Origin of the sequence: Zooshikella ganghwensis DSM 15267, from assembly GCF_000428585.1 — a bacterium.
Taxonomy (GTDB): Bacteria; Pseudomonadota; Gammaproteobacteria; order Pseudomonadales; family Zooshikellaceae; genus Zooshikella; species Zooshikella ganghwensis.
The window spans coordinates 15,928-33,884 of sequence record NZ_AUAF01000044.1; the positions used below are offsets into that span (position 1 = coordinate 15,928).

General features: G+C 43.9%; 12 protein-coding genes and 1 pseudogene. 6 read left to right on the forward strand and 7 right to left on the reverse strand.

The window, feature by feature from the left end:
* Positions 1–57 precede the first annotated feature (57 nt).
* Together F607_RS0111660 and F607_RS0111665 are read right to left on the reverse strand one after the other, a co-directional pair.
* Positions 58–3,444 (reverse strand): UvrD-helicase domain-containing protein, encoded by a 3,387-nt coding sequence (locus F607_RS0111660; RefSeq protein WP_027708229.1) that lies wholly within the window; start codon positions 3,442–3,444, stop codon positions 58–60.
* Complete coding sequence (locus F607_RS0111665) at positions 3,441–6,173, reverse strand: PD-(D/E)XK nuclease family protein (protein ID WP_027708230.1); 2,733 nt, start codon at positions 6,171–6,173, stop codon at positions 3,441–3,443. Before F607_RS0111665 ends, F607_RS0111660 begins: the two co-directional genes overlap by 4 nt.
* 108 nt (positions 6,174–6,281) lie before the next feature.
* On the opposite strand from F607_RS0111665, the gene F607_RS0111670 reads away from it, so the two are divergent.
* Together F607_RS0111670 and F607_RS0111675 are read left to right on the forward strand one after the other, a co-directional pair.
* Positions 6,282–7,208 (forward strand): putative 2-dehydropantoate 2-reductase, encoded by a 927-nt coding sequence (locus F607_RS0111670; protein WP_211233632.1) that lies wholly within the window; start codon positions 6,282–6,284, stop codon positions 7,206–7,208.
* A 70-nt stretch (positions 7,209–7,278) separates the two neighbouring features.
* Positions 7,279–8,220 carry a 5'-nucleotidase gene (locus F607_RS0111675; RefSeq protein ID WP_027708232.1) on the forward strand — a complete coding sequence of 314 codons (942 nt, stop codon included), beginning with the start codon at positions 7,279–7,281 and terminating at the stop codon, positions 8,218–8,220.
* Here the strand turns inward: F607_RS0111675 and F607_RS0111680 are convergent.
* A complete protein-coding gene (locus F607_RS0111680) occupies positions 8,217–8,999 on the reverse strand; it encodes a sulfite exporter TauE/SafE family protein (protein WP_027708233.1) in 783 nt (260 codons plus the stop codon). The genes F607_RS0111675 and F607_RS0111680 overlap by 4 nt on opposite strands.
* Before the next feature lie 158 nt (positions 9,000–9,157).
* Here F607_RS0111680 and cysB point away from each other — a divergent pair, with 158 nt between their 5' ends.
* The gene (gene cysB, locus F607_RS0111685) at positions 9,158–10,132 is read left to right on the forward strand and encodes an HTH-type transcriptional regulator CysB (RefSeq protein WP_027708234.1); all 975 of its coding nucleotides are present in this window, start codon (positions 9,158–9,160) and stop codon (positions 10,130–10,132) included.
* A gap of 113 nt (positions 10,133–10,245) precedes the next feature.
* On the opposite strand, the gene F607_RS0111690 is transcribed toward cysB, so the two are convergent.
* From F607_RS0111690 to pabB, 3 genes are all read right to left on the reverse strand, one after another.
* A complete protein-coding gene (locus tag F607_RS0111690) occupies positions 10,246–10,584 on the reverse strand; it encodes a hypothetical protein (RefSeq protein WP_038291130.1) in 339 nt (112 codons plus the stop codon).
* Positions 10,585–10,620: 36 nt separating this feature from the next.
* Positions 10,621–11,346: a phosphoadenylyl-sulfate reductase gene (locus F607_RS0111695; protein ID WP_268967639.1), complete on the reverse strand. Its 726-nt coding sequence runs from the start codon at positions 11,344–11,346 to the stop codon at positions 10,621–10,623.
* A gap of 195 nt (positions 11,347–11,541) precedes the next feature.
* Entirely contained in the window at positions 11,542–12,963 is a 1,422-nt protein-coding gene (pabB, locus tag F607_RS0111700; protein WP_027708237.1) for an aminodeoxychorismate synthase component I, read from the reverse strand.
* 775 nt (positions 12,964–13,738) lie between these two features.
* On the opposite strand from pabB, the gene rlmJ reads away from it, so the two are divergent.
* The 3 genes and pseudogenes from rlmJ (at position 13,739) to ribA (ending at position 16,472) form a co-directional block, all read left to right on the forward strand.
* Complete coding sequence (gene rlmJ, locus F607_RS0111710) at positions 13,739–14,599, forward strand: 23S rRNA (adenine(2030)-N(6))-methyltransferase RlmJ (RefSeq protein WP_027708238.1); 861 nt, start codon at positions 13,739–13,741, stop codon at positions 14,597–14,599.
* Positions 14,600–15,419: 820 nt separating this feature from the next.
* Positions 15,420–15,839 (forward strand): annotated as a pseudogene (locus F607_RS35475) (NADAR family protein); the annotation flags it as partial.
* Entirely contained in the window at positions 15,831–16,472 is a 642-nt protein-coding gene (ribA, locus tag F607_RS35480) for a GTP cyclohydrolase II (protein WP_051311370.1), read from the forward strand. The pseudogene F607_RS35475 and the gene ribA, both read left to right, overlap by 9 nt.
* A gap of 363 nt (positions 16,473–16,835) precedes the next feature.
* Here ribA and F607_RS0111720 read toward each other — a convergent pair whose 3' ends face one another.
* The gene (locus tag F607_RS0111720) at positions 16,836–17,612 is read right to left on the reverse strand and encodes a substrate-binding periplasmic protein (protein WP_051311366.1); all 777 of its coding nucleotides are present in this window, start codon (positions 17,610–17,612) and stop codon (positions 16,836–16,838) included.
* Between the last annotated feature and the right edge of the window lie 345 nt (positions 17,613–17,957).

Genomic DNA, 17,957 nt, shown 5'->3' on the forward strand with positions numbered 1-17,957 from the left:
ATAAAAAGAGTCTATGATGACATTTTTTCTAAAAAAACTTTATTAAACGATGAAAAGCTATAGAGAGACCTTAATTAAACGAGAAATATTGGTGAAATAAAGCGCTGATTGCGTTGGTCGCGACTCCATTAATTGAAACGTTTGTACATAATTTTGTAATTGAGATTTATATTCTGCAATTTCCTGCTGAATTAAATTATCAAGCGAGCCAGTTCGTGCATCAAACTCAACTGTTTTATAATCGACAATCCAGCGTGTACCCGCAGCATCAATAAATGTTCTATCAACAACATAGTGCAGCATTTTCCCTCGAACTTGCATAGTAATCGGGTATTCACATTGACTGTCTTCCAGAGAATGATCCAGCAGCCACAATGCTTGAGGGTCTTGCAACGTTTTAGTGACCGCAGCCCTAACAGACTGCAGCCCCCGATCATAGTCCTCTCGTCCAACACCCAATTGCCGCAAATGCTGAAGCCAAACCGCTTGCCGCTGATCACAGTAAGCTTTAGCTTGGGACTTAATTTTTTCTATTCCTGTAATCGTAATGTGGTAAAGCGCCCGGTGCACAACCGTACCCACATGGCGTGGCACATCATCCCAATTTAACTCAGGTAGATTCTCTTCATCATCGTACTCTTCACCACGGTAAGCCTTTAACAACTGCCCCCTCGGTAAACTAGGGCAAGTCCAATCAGCAGGCAGTCGATGCAAAAACTGCCCGCTCTCTATCTGTTTAGATGCGAGGGCTGTATCAGAAGCGGGCAACGCTTGCCACTGAATCTGGTGCCGAATAGCCGGCCAGATACAAGCAAGCAAAGCGTCTTTACTTGGCTCTTTATTCTGCTCACCAGAAAATAGCAAATAAAGTTGTTTTTTAGCACGAGTACAGGCGACATAAAGCACTCGAATCGACTCAAGCCGTTGCTTTTGCTGCTCCTGTTGACGGATGAATTCATAAAGCTTGTCACCTTGTTCATCTTCATAACGATGCAAAGGGGACATCAAGAGAGAGGAAGCTGCTTGCTGATCTTCACTTAAACGCTGTTGCCACAACAGTAAAGATGAGCTGTCAGCCTGGCCTCTTTTCTCCAGCCCCGGCAAAATGACGGTATCGAACTCCAAGCCTTTAGCTTTATGAATGGTCATAATTTGCACTCGAGGATCACCTTCAGGATCTGCTTGTGCGTAAAGCTTCGCAACCTTTTCTTCAAGCTCCATATGATTAAATGGCTTAATCGCCGATGAAGGCATAGCGTCTAATACCAGCCAAAAAGCATCTAAATCATTTAATGTCACCAAATCTAGCGTAGCGGCTGGCCCGCCCAGAGCTAACCAACAACCATGCACCAGCGCGACTAAGTGCTTACGTTGACGTTGTAAATAAGCTTTAGCCAATACAGGTGCAACTCGTTGCAAGCGCAATACACCATCATGGCTTAAACGCTGCATGATGTCTGGGCTTTCAATACTTTGAATAACCGTTTTACTTGCTACTTGAGCAATGGTTTCCAAGTCTTGTTGGTTTAAACCACACCATGGTGCTCTTAACACAGCTAACCACGCAAGCTTGTCAGCAGCATTCGTCAGTGCCCGCGTCAAACTTAACAGGTCAAGAATCAGAGGGCGACTGGCTAAAGGGTCAATATCTGTAGCCTGCCAGCGAATACCTGCTTGCTGGAGAGAGGGAATAATCGTTCTAAGGTGACTTCGGTTGCGCACCAATATAGCAATCGTCTCCCGTGGCCTTTCATCTAAATGCTTTTGCACCAGCTGAGTGACTTGCTGAGCTTCTAGCTGCCGAGAACTATCTTCACACCCCATACACAGAACTGGTCTGTCATCTAATGCCGGGCAAAATGGTGTGGAGGCACTGTACTGAACGGCACCTAAGGGAATATTTTCTTGGGCAGGGAAGGCTTGTTTAAAAACCTGATTGACCCAGTGAATAATACCTGCTTGAGAGCGAAAGTTTGTAGTGAGCTGCAAAGGGGTTAATGACACGTCACCCACACCATATCTTCGGGCTCGCAAAAACAGCCCTACATTAGCATCGCGAAAGCCATAACAGGACTGCATTCCATCGCCCACAATAAACAACGAACGACTATCATCAGCTGTCCAGCCTTGCACCAGTCGCTCTAGCAGCGCAAACTGCGGCGATGAAGTATCTTGAAACTCGTCCACTAGGATATGCTTTATCTGATAATCCAAGCGCAATGCTAAGTCAGAGGGTGTTAAATCCTGACCCAAAGCCACCAATGCAGCTTCAGTGATCTGGCTATGATCCACCGCCCCTTGATCACGGAAAACCAATAGTAAGTGCCCGGCTAAACGGGGCAAAACATGACTTAAGGCCTTTATCACCTGCCATTGATGAGGTGCATAGCTAACCGGTGGCAAACTCCTCACTTGCTGCAAAGCATCGGCTAAACCAGGCTGTTCAGAAAGGGTTGCTAATAACGCATTGACTGCCTGTTTCAGTGGTTCAAACTGTGCTTTTTCTGCTTTCGTCTTTCCCGTAGGAAAGCCTTGCTTTTTCGTAACCGACTTCCGCCACTGGCCTTTTTGGGTTAATAACATATCAGCCAGCCCAAGCCATTGAGCAAGGTGGCTTGGTTCGGCTTTGGGGAGCTCTACCATGCCCAGGCATACAACCTGGGTATGATCAGGTTCTTCACTCACCAGCTGCTGTGCTGCTTGATCAGCTAACATCACCAGGTCACTGTCATAGGGTGTAAGTTTTTCTCTTACCTCCAATAACAGCTGACAATTAACCTGATAAATAGCCTGTTCCAACTTGGCCTGGAACTGCTCATCCTGATGACACGCTACCATAAACTGTAACCACTGATCTCGGCGCTCCAGCAAACTCACCAATAGTCGCTGCAGTCGATCCATCCGGTTATCTAAGTGGTCCAACAATAAAGCGATATCGTCACCAATCACATCTTGGCTATTTAGTTCCGCCAGCAAACGTTTAACAGCGTCTTCATAGAGGACTTGGGCACTATCAACAATATCTGGCATACCTCCAAAACCTGACAGCATAGGCAACTGCCGAGCGAGTTGGGCACAAAACCCATCAATAGTTTGAATACGCAGACGATTGCCATTTTCCAGTAACTGCCAGCCCATAGTGGCATTTTTCTGCAAGGCCTGACGAGCAAGCTGATAGGTTTGGGCTAAGTAGGGATCTTTAGGGCAAGAGGTGGTAGCAGCCTCACGTAAGGCGTTGAGAATACGAACACGCATTTCTGCTGCCGCCTTACGGGTAAAAGTAATGCATAGAATTTCTTCTGGTTTTTCCACAACACCCAGTAATGTTAATACCCGCTGCGTCAATAAACCGGTTTTTCCAGAGCCTGCGGGTGCAGTCACTGCAAACGACTGGGCAGGATCAAGTGCGGCTAACCGAGCTTGAATATCAGCTGGCTGAATCATAATGACAGCTCCTGCACTCGACACAGAGACTGCCGCTGACACTGTTGGCAAACTTGAGGGCGCTTGGGTTCAACACGAGTATCACCTTGCAAGAAGCCTTTTACTAAATCCGTAAGGTTGGTTTGCCACTGTTTAATAAGCTCATCCCACTGAGCGGGTAGGGCGATCCGGCGTTTTTTAGCGGTTAAAGGATCTATGCCCTCTATACCAACCTCGGTTGCTGCAAGCCCTTGCCACTGACACAATCCTCGCCGCACTTCAGCAAAGGCTAGCGCGGTGATTGGCTGCTTAGCTTGCAAAACATACAAGGGCAGCTGAGGGTTATCAGGTCGCTCACCTAGCCAGCTTTGTAGTTGGCTGGCACTACTTTTGTAGTCAACTAACAGTAAAGTACCATCAGCTAAGCGATCAATGCGATCAACCTGCAGCTGCAGAGGCAGTCCTGCAAACTCACAACGACGGCGCCTTTCAATAACCACTACCTCAAAATCAGGCCGAGCTTTTTCTAAAGCAAGCCACTGGAATAATGTTTCCTTGAGCCGCTGCTGCTCCATTTTATAAAGGCGAGGAGTCAACAGCTGGGGTTGGCGCTTACGGAATTGCTCTAACGCTTCTGCAATAGCCGCATCAATGAGCTGAGCCTCTTGTGCTTCAGTTAATGCAATCAACTCCTGACGTTTACCTAGCTGTTGCCAGCAAAAGGCCAGTGCCTGGTGCAGATACTGGCCTCGATCCTGAGGTGTAATACCAAACACTACCTGAGGCCATGGATTTACGCGCAGCCGGTGCTCAGCAAAGGCTTTGAATGGGCATAGTGCTTGATTTTGTAAGATCCGACTTCCCCCCCTTACTTGGGATGGCTGTGCCACTCCCGCACTATGATCCACCCGCCAACGCTCTAAGTGATGTTGAGCAAGGAGTGTCTCGGTATAGTCATTAATAGGTTTCAGCCAACGGTTAACATCCAAAGTAGGCAAGTCGTTAAGTAACGGGCAGGGCGCTTGTTCTCGTTCCCCCTCATGTTTTGCATATGAGAAAACAACATGCTGAGCATTGTGCTGATAACCTGAAATCAGAGACTGGGTAAACATCAACTCTCGCTCAGCAGAAGCATGAGGCATGTGCAATCTAACTTGCAACGCAATTGGAATCAGTGGGTTAGGGGCTGGGGCGGGAGGCCAATGGCTATCATCAAAGCCAACTAACCAGCAATGACTAAAACGTAAACCCGCACCTTCGAGCGCGCCTAAGATTTGAATGGGAGAATCCTTGGTTTGGGCTTGAAAGGTATTTTGCAGCAACTGGCGCTGCAGCAGTGCCAGTGCCTCAGGCAATGACAGTGTTTCAGTAAAGCCATCAAGCCCAGCAAAACTTTTAAGGGCTTCATAAAAACGAGTAACCTGCTGGTACTCAACACTATCTAACCGCTGCTCCCCAGGCCAGCCAAGCAGTGCAAGCTGCTTAGCAAATAGTTTTGCCCAGTGGCTTGGCCACTGTTTGTGCACCTGAAAACCACCTTGATGCTCAATTTTCAGCTGTTCAAAGCGCTGCAACTGCTGGGTTAAGTAGCAGGTAGGCTCGGCAAGCAAGTCGCCTTGTGGATTCAATTGTTGCAGCTGATGCCAGCGGGAGTAACTGGCTTGACTTCGGTAGCGCACCAGCGAAGTAGAAAGCTGTTCTTGCTGCAAGTCAGCCAGCTCTCTCAAAAAGTACGCAAGGAAGCCCTCTTCATATAAAGACACTCGCCAAAAAGGTGTATTAAATAGTGCTTGCCAAACACTGGTGGATAATTGGGGCCGGTTGAGCTGTAACATCATGAGTGCGGCAACCACGATGGGTTGCTGGCTGAGTGGCGTGCCCGCGGAAAAGTTAAAGGGCAGGGTATAGCGGGCTGTATCGGCCAGCATGTACTGAGGCTCAAATACCTGCTGAAATATCCGCTCAACCTGGTCTCGGCACTGACTTAAGGTCGGCACAATAATACCAATCATGGCCTCTTGGTTTTCAGCTAACACTGACTTCGCCCACTGAGCAGCTACCCGTAACTCATCATGAAAACGGGGTAAGCAGGCTAACGCTTTAGTTTCTGACTCACAGGTAGGACGAATATCGTGGACAGCATCTGCTGCCACCTGAAAAAGGGCTTGATACAAAGGTGCCAAAGAGTCAAAGCCCACTAGCCAAATATCACTTAATTTAGTTAACCATTGCTGGTGCCAGGCTTTTGTAAGTACTTCTGCAAGCTGAACGATAGGTAGCAAGTGTTGCTGCTGGCACTGCGCTAAAAATTTGACACTCCATCGTTGGAGCATGACACCCTCTGAGGTAGTCGCTAACTCATTATCATCGAGTGCAACTTGCCATAAAACCAGCTGTTTAAAGGCATTATGTGCCGTATGTGCAGTTGAGGTAACGCGCAATAGTGCACTTGCGTCGTCATCCTGGCGTAAAATTTGCTCCCACATCAACTGGCTTTGAAATTCAGTGAGTAGTGTTCGGGTCAATGCAGGTCGATAACCTAAATCAGCCAACCGCGCCCACTGACTTTGCAGCCAGGCTTCAAGCGCCATTACTCTGGGAGTTGGCCAAGCATGAAGTCCCATTGCAACCTTTTCTTGAGCATAAGCTGCATGAATTTTTGCAGCCATACGACGGTTTGGCGTGATAATCGTATGTTGCTCCGTCAGTGCAGGACGAAGTGCTGTTAAATCAAACAACGCTTTACTCAATGCTTAACGCTTCCTTTTGACCTTTACGAAACACATAATACAAGCGCATTATAACGAGAAGAACTAAATTACCAAGTAACTGAACGATAAACATACTAAAGGATGCTTATGAAAATTGCTGTGGTTGGCGTTGGTGCAATTGGTGGTATCTATGGAGGCTTACTGGCCAACGTGGGTCATGATGTACACTTTTTATTACACAGTGATTTTGACCATGTGCAGCGTAATGGACTCAGGATTGATTCTGTGCTTGGAGATTTCCAACTGCCTCAAGTCAATGCCTACAAATCGGCTGCCGATATGCCACAGTGTGATGTAGTGATTGTTGCATTAAAAACGACAGCAAACATGCAGTTAGCACCAATACTTGATGTATTACTTAAACCTGAAACCACACTGTTACTATTACAAAATGGGCTTGGTGCAGAGGAGTTCCTGGCACAACACTATCCCAATAACAGTTTACTCAGTGGCCTTTGTTTTATTTGCTGTAGCAAAATTGGTCCAGGGCATATTCTTCACCTTGATCAGGGAGCCATTCGCTTAGGTGAATACAACCCGCAGCAGGAAGCAGGTATTACCCCTAAAATGCGGGATATTGCAGAGCTGTTTGCCAACACCGGCATATCCATTCATTTCACCCCCAACCTATTACAGGCCCGCTGGGAAAAACTGGTCTGGAACATTCCCTTCAATGGATTATCTGTTGTTTTGCAGCAATCAACCCAAGGCTTACTCACTGATCGTCATTGCCGTGATCTTTTAGTAGAGTTAATGGAAGAAGTGATTGCAGCAGCTAATCACTGTGGATTTACGATCCAGCCCAGCTATGCTCAGGTACTACTACATGCCACTGACAAAATGGCTGATTACCAGCCCAGCATGCTATTAGACTATCAAAATAAGCGACCACTGGAGCTGGAAAGCATTTATTGGGAACCTATTCGAACCGCTGCTGAACGAGGCTTTGATATGGCTAAAACCCGAGTCATTGCCCAACAGCTTGCGTTTTTAGACCAGAAAAATTCACCTTAAAACATTAAATATCAATAAGTTACATAGAGTATTTAAAGTAATTTAACTACCTATACCCAGGCTCATCCATATGACGACACCACACGAAAAACTAGTTATCGCTGTCTCATCTCGTGCCTTATTTGATCTGGATGAAGGCCACCAAATTTTCCTAAATCAAGGATTAGATGCCTATTCCGAATACCAAATTACCCATGAGAATGAAATATTGACTCCTGGTCAGGCCTTTCCATTAGTCAAAAAATTACTATCAATTAATCAACAACTACCTGGAGATCCCAAGGTTGAAGTGATTTTATTGTCCCGTAATTCTGCTGACACTGGGCTACGTGTATTTAACTCAATTAGCCACTATCAGCTGCCTATTGAGCGCGCTGCATTTTGTGGCGGGCGCAGCCCCTACCGTTATGTATCTGCTTTTGGTTGCCACCTTTTTTTGTCTACCCATGCAGAAGATGTCAGTAGTGCTCTGCAAGCAGGGTATGCGGCTGCTACCATTCTACCCACCGCACGCAAGACACCTCAGGCTGATGAAGGAGAGCTTTGCTTTGCTTTTGATGGGGATGCAGTCATCTTTTCTGATGAGGCAGAGCGTATTTATAAATCATCAGGCTTGGCAGCATTCAGCGCCAGCGAGAAAGCTAAAGCAGCTGCCAATGAACCATTGTCTGGTGGTCCCTTTAAAGCATTTTTATCGGCACTGCATAATTTACAACAGCAGTTTCCTGTTAATGAATGTCCAATTCGTACCGCTCTGGTCACTGCTCGTTCTGCACCTGCTCATGAGCGCGTGATTAAAACACTACGAGAGTGGGGTATTCGGCTTGATGAGTCTTTATTTTTAGGAGGACTGACTAAGGCAGCCTTTTTAAAAGCGTTCCATGCAGATGTGTTTTTTGATGATCAAACAGTTCATTGTGAGTCAGCAAGAGAGCATGTGACGACGGGCCATGTTCCCCATGGTATTGCTAATGAGCCTCCCACGGAGGAGGACCAACAGCAAAACCATTAGAAAAATGCATACTTGACGCCCAGAGCCAGAAGGGTACTTGCCAGCACAGGATGCATGACTCGATCAGGTAGTCGACTGCCTAAACGGGTACCAACATAAATCGCAGGTAATGAACCTATTAATAGACTAAAGAGCAAGTGAAAATCTACGTTACCTAAAAACACATGACCAAGACCTGCTACTAATGTAAGAGGAACAGCATGTGCTAGATCAGTTCCAACAATTCGGCTCGACATTAAGCTCGGATAAAGCACTAATAATATAGCGGTGCCAATAGCACCAGCCCCCACTGATGACAGGGTTACAAAAGTACCAAGCAAAATGCCCATCAGCCATGTCAACAATGGTGTATGTCGCTGATAAAAAGACAGCTGATTATGCCCTGCCTGAGACCTTGCGGGAACTAACCACTTCTTAGCGAGCAATACCAATGCTGTTAACATCAGCATGGCGCCTAAGCTAGAGGTCAACAAATGACTGTACGCCTGGCTGTCAGTAAAAAAGTAATGAAGTACAAGAATCGTTAAGCCAGCTGCAGGTAAGCTACCAGCCCCCAGTATTGCCACTACGCGCCAATTTATGGTCCGCTGTCGGTGGTGAATATAAACGCCACTGGCTTTAGTTAGCGATGCATATAATAAGTCAGTACCTATGGCGATGTGGGGAGGATAACCAAACAAAAGAAGAAGAGGGGTCATCAAAGAACCACCACCAACTCCCGTCAAACCTACCGCCAAACCAACAAATGCACCTGTAAGGATATAAAGCAAAATTTCCATCAAATATGGTCTAAGGTTATAAATAGTGAGCGGGAAGTAAACATTAGCAACATATGCCCTGTTTGCTCTGGTAAATGTAGCGGTTTAGATCTATTCTTAAAAAGAATATTTACTTATATTTTTATACTCTATACGTATAATGCATAATGGAGGGTATAATGAAGTTGCAACAGCTGCGCTATATATGGGAAGTGGCGCATCATGATCTAAACGTCTCCGCGACCGCGCAAAGCCTCTATACTTCCCAACCAGGGATTAGTAAGCAAATCCGGTTATTAGAGGATGAACTAGGGGTTGAGGTTTTTGCTCGAAGTGGAAAACATTTAACCCGAATTACACCTGCAGGCGAAGCCATTATCAAAAAGGCAGGTGAAATACTTCGAAAAGTAGAAAGTATCAAGCAGGTTGCGCAAGAGTTTAGTAATGAACAAAAAGGCTCATTATCCATTGCGACTACCCATACCCAGGCGCGTTACGCACTTCCTCAGGTCATCAAAAAGTTTATTAAGCAATATCCCGATGTCTCACTGCATATGCATCAGGGCACCCCGATGCAGATTGCTGAACTTGCTAATGATGGGACTGTTGATTTTGCTATAGCCACTGAAGCACTGGAGCATTTTAGTGACTTGATTATGATGCCTTGCTACTGCTGGAATCGTTGTATCCTGGTACCCCAAGGACATCCTCTGACTCAAGTTAGCCAATTGACCCTGGAAGAGGTGGCTAAACACCCTATTGTGACTTACGTATTTGGCTTTACGGGTCGCTCCAAGCTTGATGAAGCGTTTTTTAATCGTGGGCTTACTGCTAAAGTGATTTTCACGGCCACTGATTCAGATGTTATTAAGACCTATGTACGACTTGGGTTGGGTATTGGGATAGTGGCTAAAATGGCCTATGATGCCGAGCAAGACAGTGATTTGGTTGCCCTTGATGCGAGCCATCTTTTTGAACCCAGCATCACCAAAATAGGTTTTAGAAAGGGCACGTTCCTACGTCGTTTTATGTATGATTTTATAGAGCAGTTTGCGCCTCACTTAACCAGAGAAATCGTTGAGGAAGCTTACCACCACCATAATAAAGCGGAGTTAGAGGACTTCTTCAAAGATATCAGCTTGCCGAATTATTAATCAGCTGATTTCATACAATACATTCATTTCACCTAGAACTGAGTCTCACACCACCCTCCATCACTCAAGTGAGGCTCAGTGTTTTGCTATATGTTTTAAAGATAAAGGATGCCCTAAAGCTTAGGGATATGGTTACGTGGATCCTCTTCAAGCTGTTGGTGATGAGGTTTTAACACTTCCTGCACCAACTTAAAGTAAACAGTGTAAATTCGGGTTCCGTAACTAGGATCTTCAACAATAAAAAAAGGTGCTTGAGTAACACCAAGCTCAGCCGCTTTGATCATACCCGGAGAAAAAGGGTCCACTTCATGGGCCTCAATCACCTCATCAATCAAATCAATAAACCCGGATGCTTCTAAGCGCTGCTGTACATCATTGCACTTCCGACAGGCAGAACCGTCCGCCAGAATTTTTTTTACCATTGTAATATGTGGAGTACCTGATCCTTTCATCACAAAACCTATTGAGCTTTACTACCAAAAACCAAACTAATCTGCTTGTGGAATATTTCCCGCATGCAGCCCACACTCTTTTTGGGTTGATGCTTCCCACCACCAACGGCCCTCACGCTCATGCTGGTTTGGCAACACAGGACGGGTACATGGCTCACAGCCAATGCTCACAAAACCACGCTCATGAAGAGCGTTATAGGGAAGTTCAAACATCCGAATATAATTCCATACCTGTTCAGAACTCCAGTTTGCGAGTGGGTTAAATTTAATCAATGGTTGCTGCTCACTGCCAAACGTATGATCTTGCTCAATCACAGGAATATGAGCGCGAGTGCTAGGACTCTGATCTTTACGTTGTCCTGTCACCCATGCCGATAAAGTACTCAGTTTACGACGCAGTGGTGCAATTTTTCGTACACCACAACACTCCTGATGTCCCTCTTTATAAAAACTAAATAACCCTTTTTCTTTCACCAGTGCTTCAACCGCTTGGGTCTCAGGAGAAAGAAGCTCAATGGCAATGCCATAGTGATCTCTTACCGCTTCAATAAACTGGTAGGTTTCAGGGTGCAACCTTCCTGTATCCAGTGAAAACACCCTTACGGTATCACTCACACGAGATGCGAGATCAATAAGCACCACATCTTCAGCACCACTGAATGAAATCGCCAGCTCGGGAAAGTGCGCTACCGCCAACTCCATAATTTTTACTGGGTCTTGGTTGCTATACTCCAAGTTAAGCTGGGCAATATTTAATGACACAAGGAAACTCCTCACACAGGCTGATATGAGCATCCATACCCAGCACCAAACATTCTTGGCTTTGGGAGTCAATACTCTTACAAATAGTTATAAATATTATGTCAACTATAACAAAAAGCCTGAGCACCATTAAAATAAAAACATCCACTAACATTATAAGTAGCTGCTATATATGATAGGTCTTGTTGTACACCCTTATTCTTCGATGGCCTGTTGATACTGAAAAGCTTCCAAGCAAGACAATAGATTTCGAACTTTTGTAATAGATTCCTGATACTCAGCATCGGCTTCAGAGTCAGCCACGATACCACCACCACCCCAGCAATGGAGCTGTCCCTGCTCTGCAACCAGCGTGCGAATGGCGATATTGGTATCCATCGAGCCATCCAGACTGATATAGCCGATACAGCCACAATAAGCCTGTCGTGAGACAGGCTCTAACGCATCAATAATTTCCATTGCCCGGACTTTAGGTGCACCTGTAATCGAACCGCCAGGAAAACTATCTTCTAATATATGATAGCAGTCGGCATCATCTTTTAATGTTGCTGTTACCGTAGACACCAAATGATGTACATTCGAAAATCGTTCAAGGGCAAAAAGCTGAGGTACTCGAACCTTTAGGCAGTGCTTACTTAAATCATTCCGCAGTAAATCCACTATCATGACATTTTCTGCCTGATCCTTTCCGCTATGCCTTAATTCATCAGCCAGCTGCTGATCGCGCTCAGGATCAGCATGTCTGGGCCTGGTTCCCTTGATTGGCTTGGTCTCCACCTTACCAGCCTTAACCTGAATAAAGCGTTCAGGCGAAATAGACATAACCGCTATATCAGGAAAATCTAACCAGGCAGAAAACGGTGCAGGGCTTACCCCTCGTAATGCAAGATACGCATCAGCAATATCGCCCCCATAGGTTGCCGAAAAGCGTTGCGTCAAGTTGACCTGGTAACAGTCACCTTGCCGGATATAGTGTTGAATGGCGTTGAACTGCTGATGATACTGGGTATAGGACGTAGCAGAGTTAAACGGGCCGTGTAATTGAAACGTATCATGAGGACGGCCAACTTGACTAAATACACGAGCCAATATTTCTGCCTGACCAAGACAACAGTCTTTATGCACAACCACATATCCTTGCTGTTGCTGATGGTCAAGCACAATCGCCCATAGGTATAAACCAACAACCATATCCGTTTGTGTCGGTTCACTTGAAAAACGCTTAGGTTCTGTAGCAGACTTTAAGTCATACCCCCACCAGCCAAGCCATCCTCCCACAAATGGAATACCCTCAGGTATTTCTTCAGCAGCAACAGCATAATTAGCTGCAATTTCGCGCATTAAGGGAAAAGGGGAAGAAGATTGCCTCAAAGAAGCTGTTTTTTCAGTATTTTCAGCGAGTGAATAAAGCTGACCATCTTTATAGATTTGCCCACCACGCCGTTCAAGCACAACCTCAGGCTCAGCAGTTAAAATATCAACCTGACTATCAGTGTAACTTGCTGGCTTTGTCGAGCTATCAAGCCATGCAGCATAAGACCAGACTCGTAATCGAGAAAAGTAAGTCCAAGAAGGTTGGTAGGGGATAGGAATAACTGTAAGTGTTGGCTCGTTCATGACGCTTACTACCGCTTAACACGGGCGCATTCTAACGTCTTGATCAAGCAAATGCATCCCATCACAAAGTAGATAAGCGAAATATCATCAGGAAAGGATTAGTTATTAGCTCTCCTCAATAAGAAACATCGCTGGGCAGTAATCGTTATAGGCTAACCTTAGTGCTAAGCAAGCGTACAGCACAACACCCCACATCCAGCACACCGCTTGTATAGGTTCTGGCTACCTGACTTGTTTGATTACCGTTACGTGTATGCTCGCTGGTTAAGGCCAGGGCAATGTACATATATCATTGGCTAAGTCGCAATTAGCCTGAGCTAAATTAAGCAACCCCCAAAGCAATACCATAGATACAATAAACGTAACAATTTTCATCGGCTGTACTGCTTCCATTTTCAATCCCCCTCTGATACATCCACTGGTTTCCTTTCAGTGACAGATAAAGCAAAACAATATTAGTGATAAAGCTCACAGTTTTCCAAGTACTATTGTTTATATCCAAAATTCCTTTATAGGCAGAAGCAATATATACCCTTCACTGTGGACATCACTTGTTGCTGGTGTATTCGCCACTACTAATTAAGGCGCAGGTATTGGATCATTCACTCAACCAATACTAGGCTTAACTTGACGGTTAACCCTGTTGACGACAATAGCATTATTATTTTTATCAACGGTTGCAGACGCACCTTTATCGGAATATCCAGTTCATTAAGGATAGAGCCAAATTTTTATAAGCAAAAAGCAGCAACTGTTTAAAGGAAAATAAATCGTAATGACTGAACGTTACAGGCATATACAACATGTAGGTGATCATGGAGATGCACTCAAGCATACCGTTCTAGCTCACTTAATTTCACGATTTAAGACTCAACATCAGCAACTTTTGTTTATTGACAGTCATGCGGCATCAGGTATTTACTCCATTACTGCAGCCCCAGACTGGCGGTCTGGAATAGGTAAATTATGGTCATCCGCTTTTTGTGAGCAGCCTTTATTAGCACCTTGGAAAAATACTGTCCTGCGATGTAATCAACATCACACACCACTTCGTTGTTACCCAGGTTCTCCAGCAATAGCCTTTTTATTGTTACGTGCCCAGGATCAACTCTATTTGGGTGAGTTACAAAATGCTGAATTAAATAATTTGAAACATTGTTTAAATGAGTTGGAAAAAAGTTTTTTTACACCTCACTCTGCACCCACTATTCATTACTACCAAGGTGACTGTCATACATGGTTACCCCAAATTGCTCAACAATGGCGGGGAAAACCTGGCTTATTATTAATGGACCCTCCCTATGAACAGACAACAGACTATGAAGAAGTGGCTTTAACCCTTAATGCCATTTCTCGCCAGTGGCCTGAAGGAAGCCTTATTTTGTGGTATCCCCATTACAAAGAAGATCTGAGTTTTAGACTATTTAATGCAGTACAACAGCTGATAGCTGCTCCATGTTGGCAAATGGATTTAGTTATCCGCAAGCCTTTAATAAATGACCGGTTAGTAGGGTGTGGCTTACTATTTATCAATATTCCATCAGTAATACTAAATGAGATTCAACCCATTCTGGATGGTTTAGCTTCAATATTCATGGAGTACTCTGGTCATTGCTATGTTGGACCATTAAAATAGCCATAACTATTACAAGCTCCGGGGGCTTTATCGCTTAACAGCCTAGCTAGCACTTTTAAAACAAATATTTTTTAAATTTTTTTATCACTTGTCTTAACAGACCAGACTAGTACTACTCTAAACACTTCGTTTTGGGTATACCCACAGCGAAGGATTTTTAGGGAGCTGGCTTACTACTGTGAAGCTAGCGATAGCAGCACTAATTGAAATAAAAAGTGCTAGCTGGGCAGTCAAGCGATGAAGCCCCTTGAGCTTATATTAATAAGTGACTGTGGTGGCCGTTAAATGCTCCTCGGCAATAGCGCCTGCATTGCTCTACTATATGACATCCATGTCATTATGCATAAACTGCATTCCCACCATCCTTGGTGGTCAAGAGCGATGATAACAAACCCTACTAATGTGTCGGGAACACATTAGAACAGCTTCGCTGGCCCGTTAGGGTGAGCGCTATGGATAGCGCACATAAAATTGATTCGCGAAGGGTATATATAAAAATTATAGTGTTTGCATAAAAAATTCATCAGGAATTAACTCTGCGTTATGACTATTAAACCTCATAAAATATAGACATATAAACACCATGTATAACCCGAAAAAATATATCAATAAGACAGTATTTTAATATAATTGTGTTTATGCACACCTTACACTTCATTAATAATTTATCTCATAGTTTATAACTTTAATATGCTGCCAGGGTTTCATGGATGATCAGTGGTTTAAACCTAGCCAGGATGCGAAATAAATAATGTATAAGCAGTCAGCAGTGCCAATATCCTCATCACCAAAAACCAGTTAACGGCCATGGAATCGATTTATGGAAAATCCAATATTATTTTACGAACCAGAAGCCCCTTATGGATTTTTATCAAACTTTGCACCTTTTCCTATTAACGACGGAGCGGTTACCTGGAAAACGGTAGAGCACTTTTATCAGGCACAAAAATTTAATAACCCCAATATTGTGGCTCAAATTCACCATGCACGTACCCCCGCAGATGCTTATGCCTTAGGTAAACAATACAATGAACAGGTTAGAGTTGATTGGCACCAGCGAAAAGAAACCGTAATGCGCGATGCACTACAAATGAAGTTTACACAAAATCATGCTTTAGGACACTGGCTGGTCTCTACACGACCTCATCCACTAATAGAGCACGCTTTTAAAGACGATTACTGGGGAGACGGTGGTGATGGTCACGGTAAGAATCGTCTGGGGCAATTATTAATGAACTTACGCCAAGAGCTAAGTATCACCCCTCCGTATAACCTTATTCACTTTATAGAAAGCGCAAACTTACCCACAGACTGGGGCATATTCAATATGCATGGCTTTGAAGACCCGGATACGGGTATAGAGCATGTCGCATTAACATTTGGAAACTGGAAAAAGGATGAACCTGTCTTAATAAGGCTTCACTCTGAGTGTTTAACTGGAGATGCTTTATTTAGCAGGCGTTGTGATTGTGGGTCACAACTACGTAGAGCTTTTCAAAATATCGCACAAGTAGGGACTGGTGCAATCCTCTACTTACGACAAGAGGGGCGCGGTATTGGGTTACTCAATAAAATTCGTGCTTACCATTTACAGGACCAAGGAGCAGATACGGTGGAAGCTAATGAGGCATTAGGCTTTGCCGCAGATCTTAGGCAGTACGATTTTTGTCGCGGTATTCTACATTATCTAAATATAAGCAAAGTCAAACTGATGACGAATAATCCTAAAAAAGTTAAAGCATTAAGAGAAGCAGGTATTAATGTCGTCGAACGTGTCCCCATTCAAGAAGGCCAAAATATATTCAACGAGCGCTACCTCTCAGCCAAAGCCACTAAACTAGGTCATATGTTGGATGTAATTGCCCCACTTTAACGGCTGACAAAAAAATACCGATTGTGCCAATGCAATGCGCGAATCAAGTTGCTCTTCCTGCAGTAGAAGACCAACCTAGGTCTCTACTGCTCACGGTGCTCAGAGCACCTGTGTCACAAATCAGCAAGCATTGCCAACCCTCAAAACAAGGATTCACCGCGTGCTTGGCTCGAAGGGAATTATGTAGACTTTGGGTTCAGGTGCTTTAAAGGAAAACGAGAGGCGATTGCCGTGGGTATTTAGGGTACCTCTAAAATAGTACATTTTTTGAAGCGCCTTTTATTCATAGGAACAACTTATTCATAGGAACAACTTATTCATAGGAACAACTTATTCATAGGAACAACTTATTCATATGAGCAGCTATTCATAATGAGCAACAATAGCATCTATTGCTTTAGTATCGTGCATAGCCTTCAAGCGTTGATTAATAAATGAAACCGATGCGGGGTCTAAGTCTGAGGAAAATGCCAAGTAAAGCTTATAATCTGGGACGATTAATCCTAAGTCATGGAGCTGGTATTGGTCGACTGGCTCATTATTTTTTTTAAGGTTGTACTTCAAACGTAAAGACATTTCAACAAAGAAAGCATCATGTTTAAGCCGTTTAAGTACACGAAATGCAGGTTCATAGCCTTTTACCCACATGACATTTATTTTTTTACTTTCTATATAAGGGTCTAATCCCGGATAAAGAAAACCTAACATCAATATCAATGTTTTGCCGTATAAGTCCTCTATTTTGGTAAGTTTAAACCCTGGTTGCTGATAGCTTAGTAAACTATGATTGACCGTTACCAATGGGTACTTGGACAGATATTCTGACTGAACGCGGACACTTTTCCACTCTGGAGAACCATAAGTGATCCAATGTTTTATACGACCACTTTCCAACATGCTTACCATACGTTTAAAGGGCAAGGTATGATATTTAATCTGCCAATCCTGGCCCGCAAAAATGCTCTGTACTATTTCTGTCACAATACCACTATGGTCCTTGCCATTATTTTCTATTTGGAAAGGGCGAGCCTGGTCAGCAATAACGATATAATTGATCTCCATAGCATTTGTATTAAATGCTAACAGGGTTAAAATCCCAACAGACAAAAAACGTTTAATTTGTAACAGTGATCTAAACATAGTTTCATCCAAGCTAAGAAATAATTCTTTCCCTAAACTGTCATTACCGATAATTAATCAAACAGGAAGATTTTATATACTTTTTATAATCCTATGTATAGGGCACCTCTAAAAATGTTACCAAAATTTCAATATTTTTAGGCAAGATCTTAAATTATCGAAGGTAAATACGACTGCTTATTATTTGACACCAAAATTCACATTTTATGGGCTCTACAGTGCTAATTACTATCCCACAAAAAGAGATAGTTCATACTTTTTTCAAATTGCAGGCGCACTTTTCCTACTTAATGTCACGAACCGCCTCATGTTATAAACTATATTCATCATACCTACTTTCAACTG

Excerpts from the sequence above, each read along its gene's own strand:
- F607_RS0111670 (WP_211233632.1), top strand. The coding sequence starts at position 6,282 with ATGAAAATTGCTGTGGTTGGCGTTGGTGCAATTGGTGGTATCTATGGA.
- F607_RS0111660 (WP_027708229.1), bottom strand. The coding sequence starts at position 3,444 with ATGATTCAGCCAGCTGATATTCAAGCTCGGTTAGCCGCACTTGATCCT.
- F607_RS0111675 (WP_027708232.1), top strand. The coding sequence starts at position 7,279 with ATGACGACACCACACGAAAAACTAGTTATCGCTGTCTCATCTCGTGCC.
- ribA (WP_051311370.1), top strand. The coding sequence starts at position 15,831 with ATGAACTTACGCCAAGAGCTAAGTATCACCCCTCCGTATAACCTTATT.
- cysB (WP_027708234.1), top strand. The coding sequence starts at position 9,158 with ATGAAGTTGCAACAGCTGCGCTATATATGGGAAGTGGCGCATCATGAT.
- F607_RS0111690 (WP_038291130.1), bottom strand. The coding sequence starts at position 10,584 with ATGAAAGGATCAGGTACTCCACATATTACAATGGTAAAAAAAATTCTG.
- F607_RS0111720 (WP_051311366.1), bottom strand. The coding sequence starts at position 17,612 with ATGTTTAGATCACTGTTACAAATTAAACGTTTTTTGTCTGTTGGGATT.
- pabB (WP_027708237.1), bottom strand. The coding sequence starts at position 12,963 with ATGAACGAGCCAACACTTACAGTTATTCCTATCCCCTACCAACCTTCT.
- F607_RS0111680 (WP_027708233.1), bottom strand. The coding sequence starts at position 8,999 with ATGGAAATTTTGCTTTATATCCTTACAGGTGCATTTGTTGGTTTGGCG.
- rlmJ (WP_027708238.1), top strand. The coding sequence starts at position 13,739 with ATGACTGAACGTTACAGGCATATACAACATGTAGGTGATCATGGAGAT.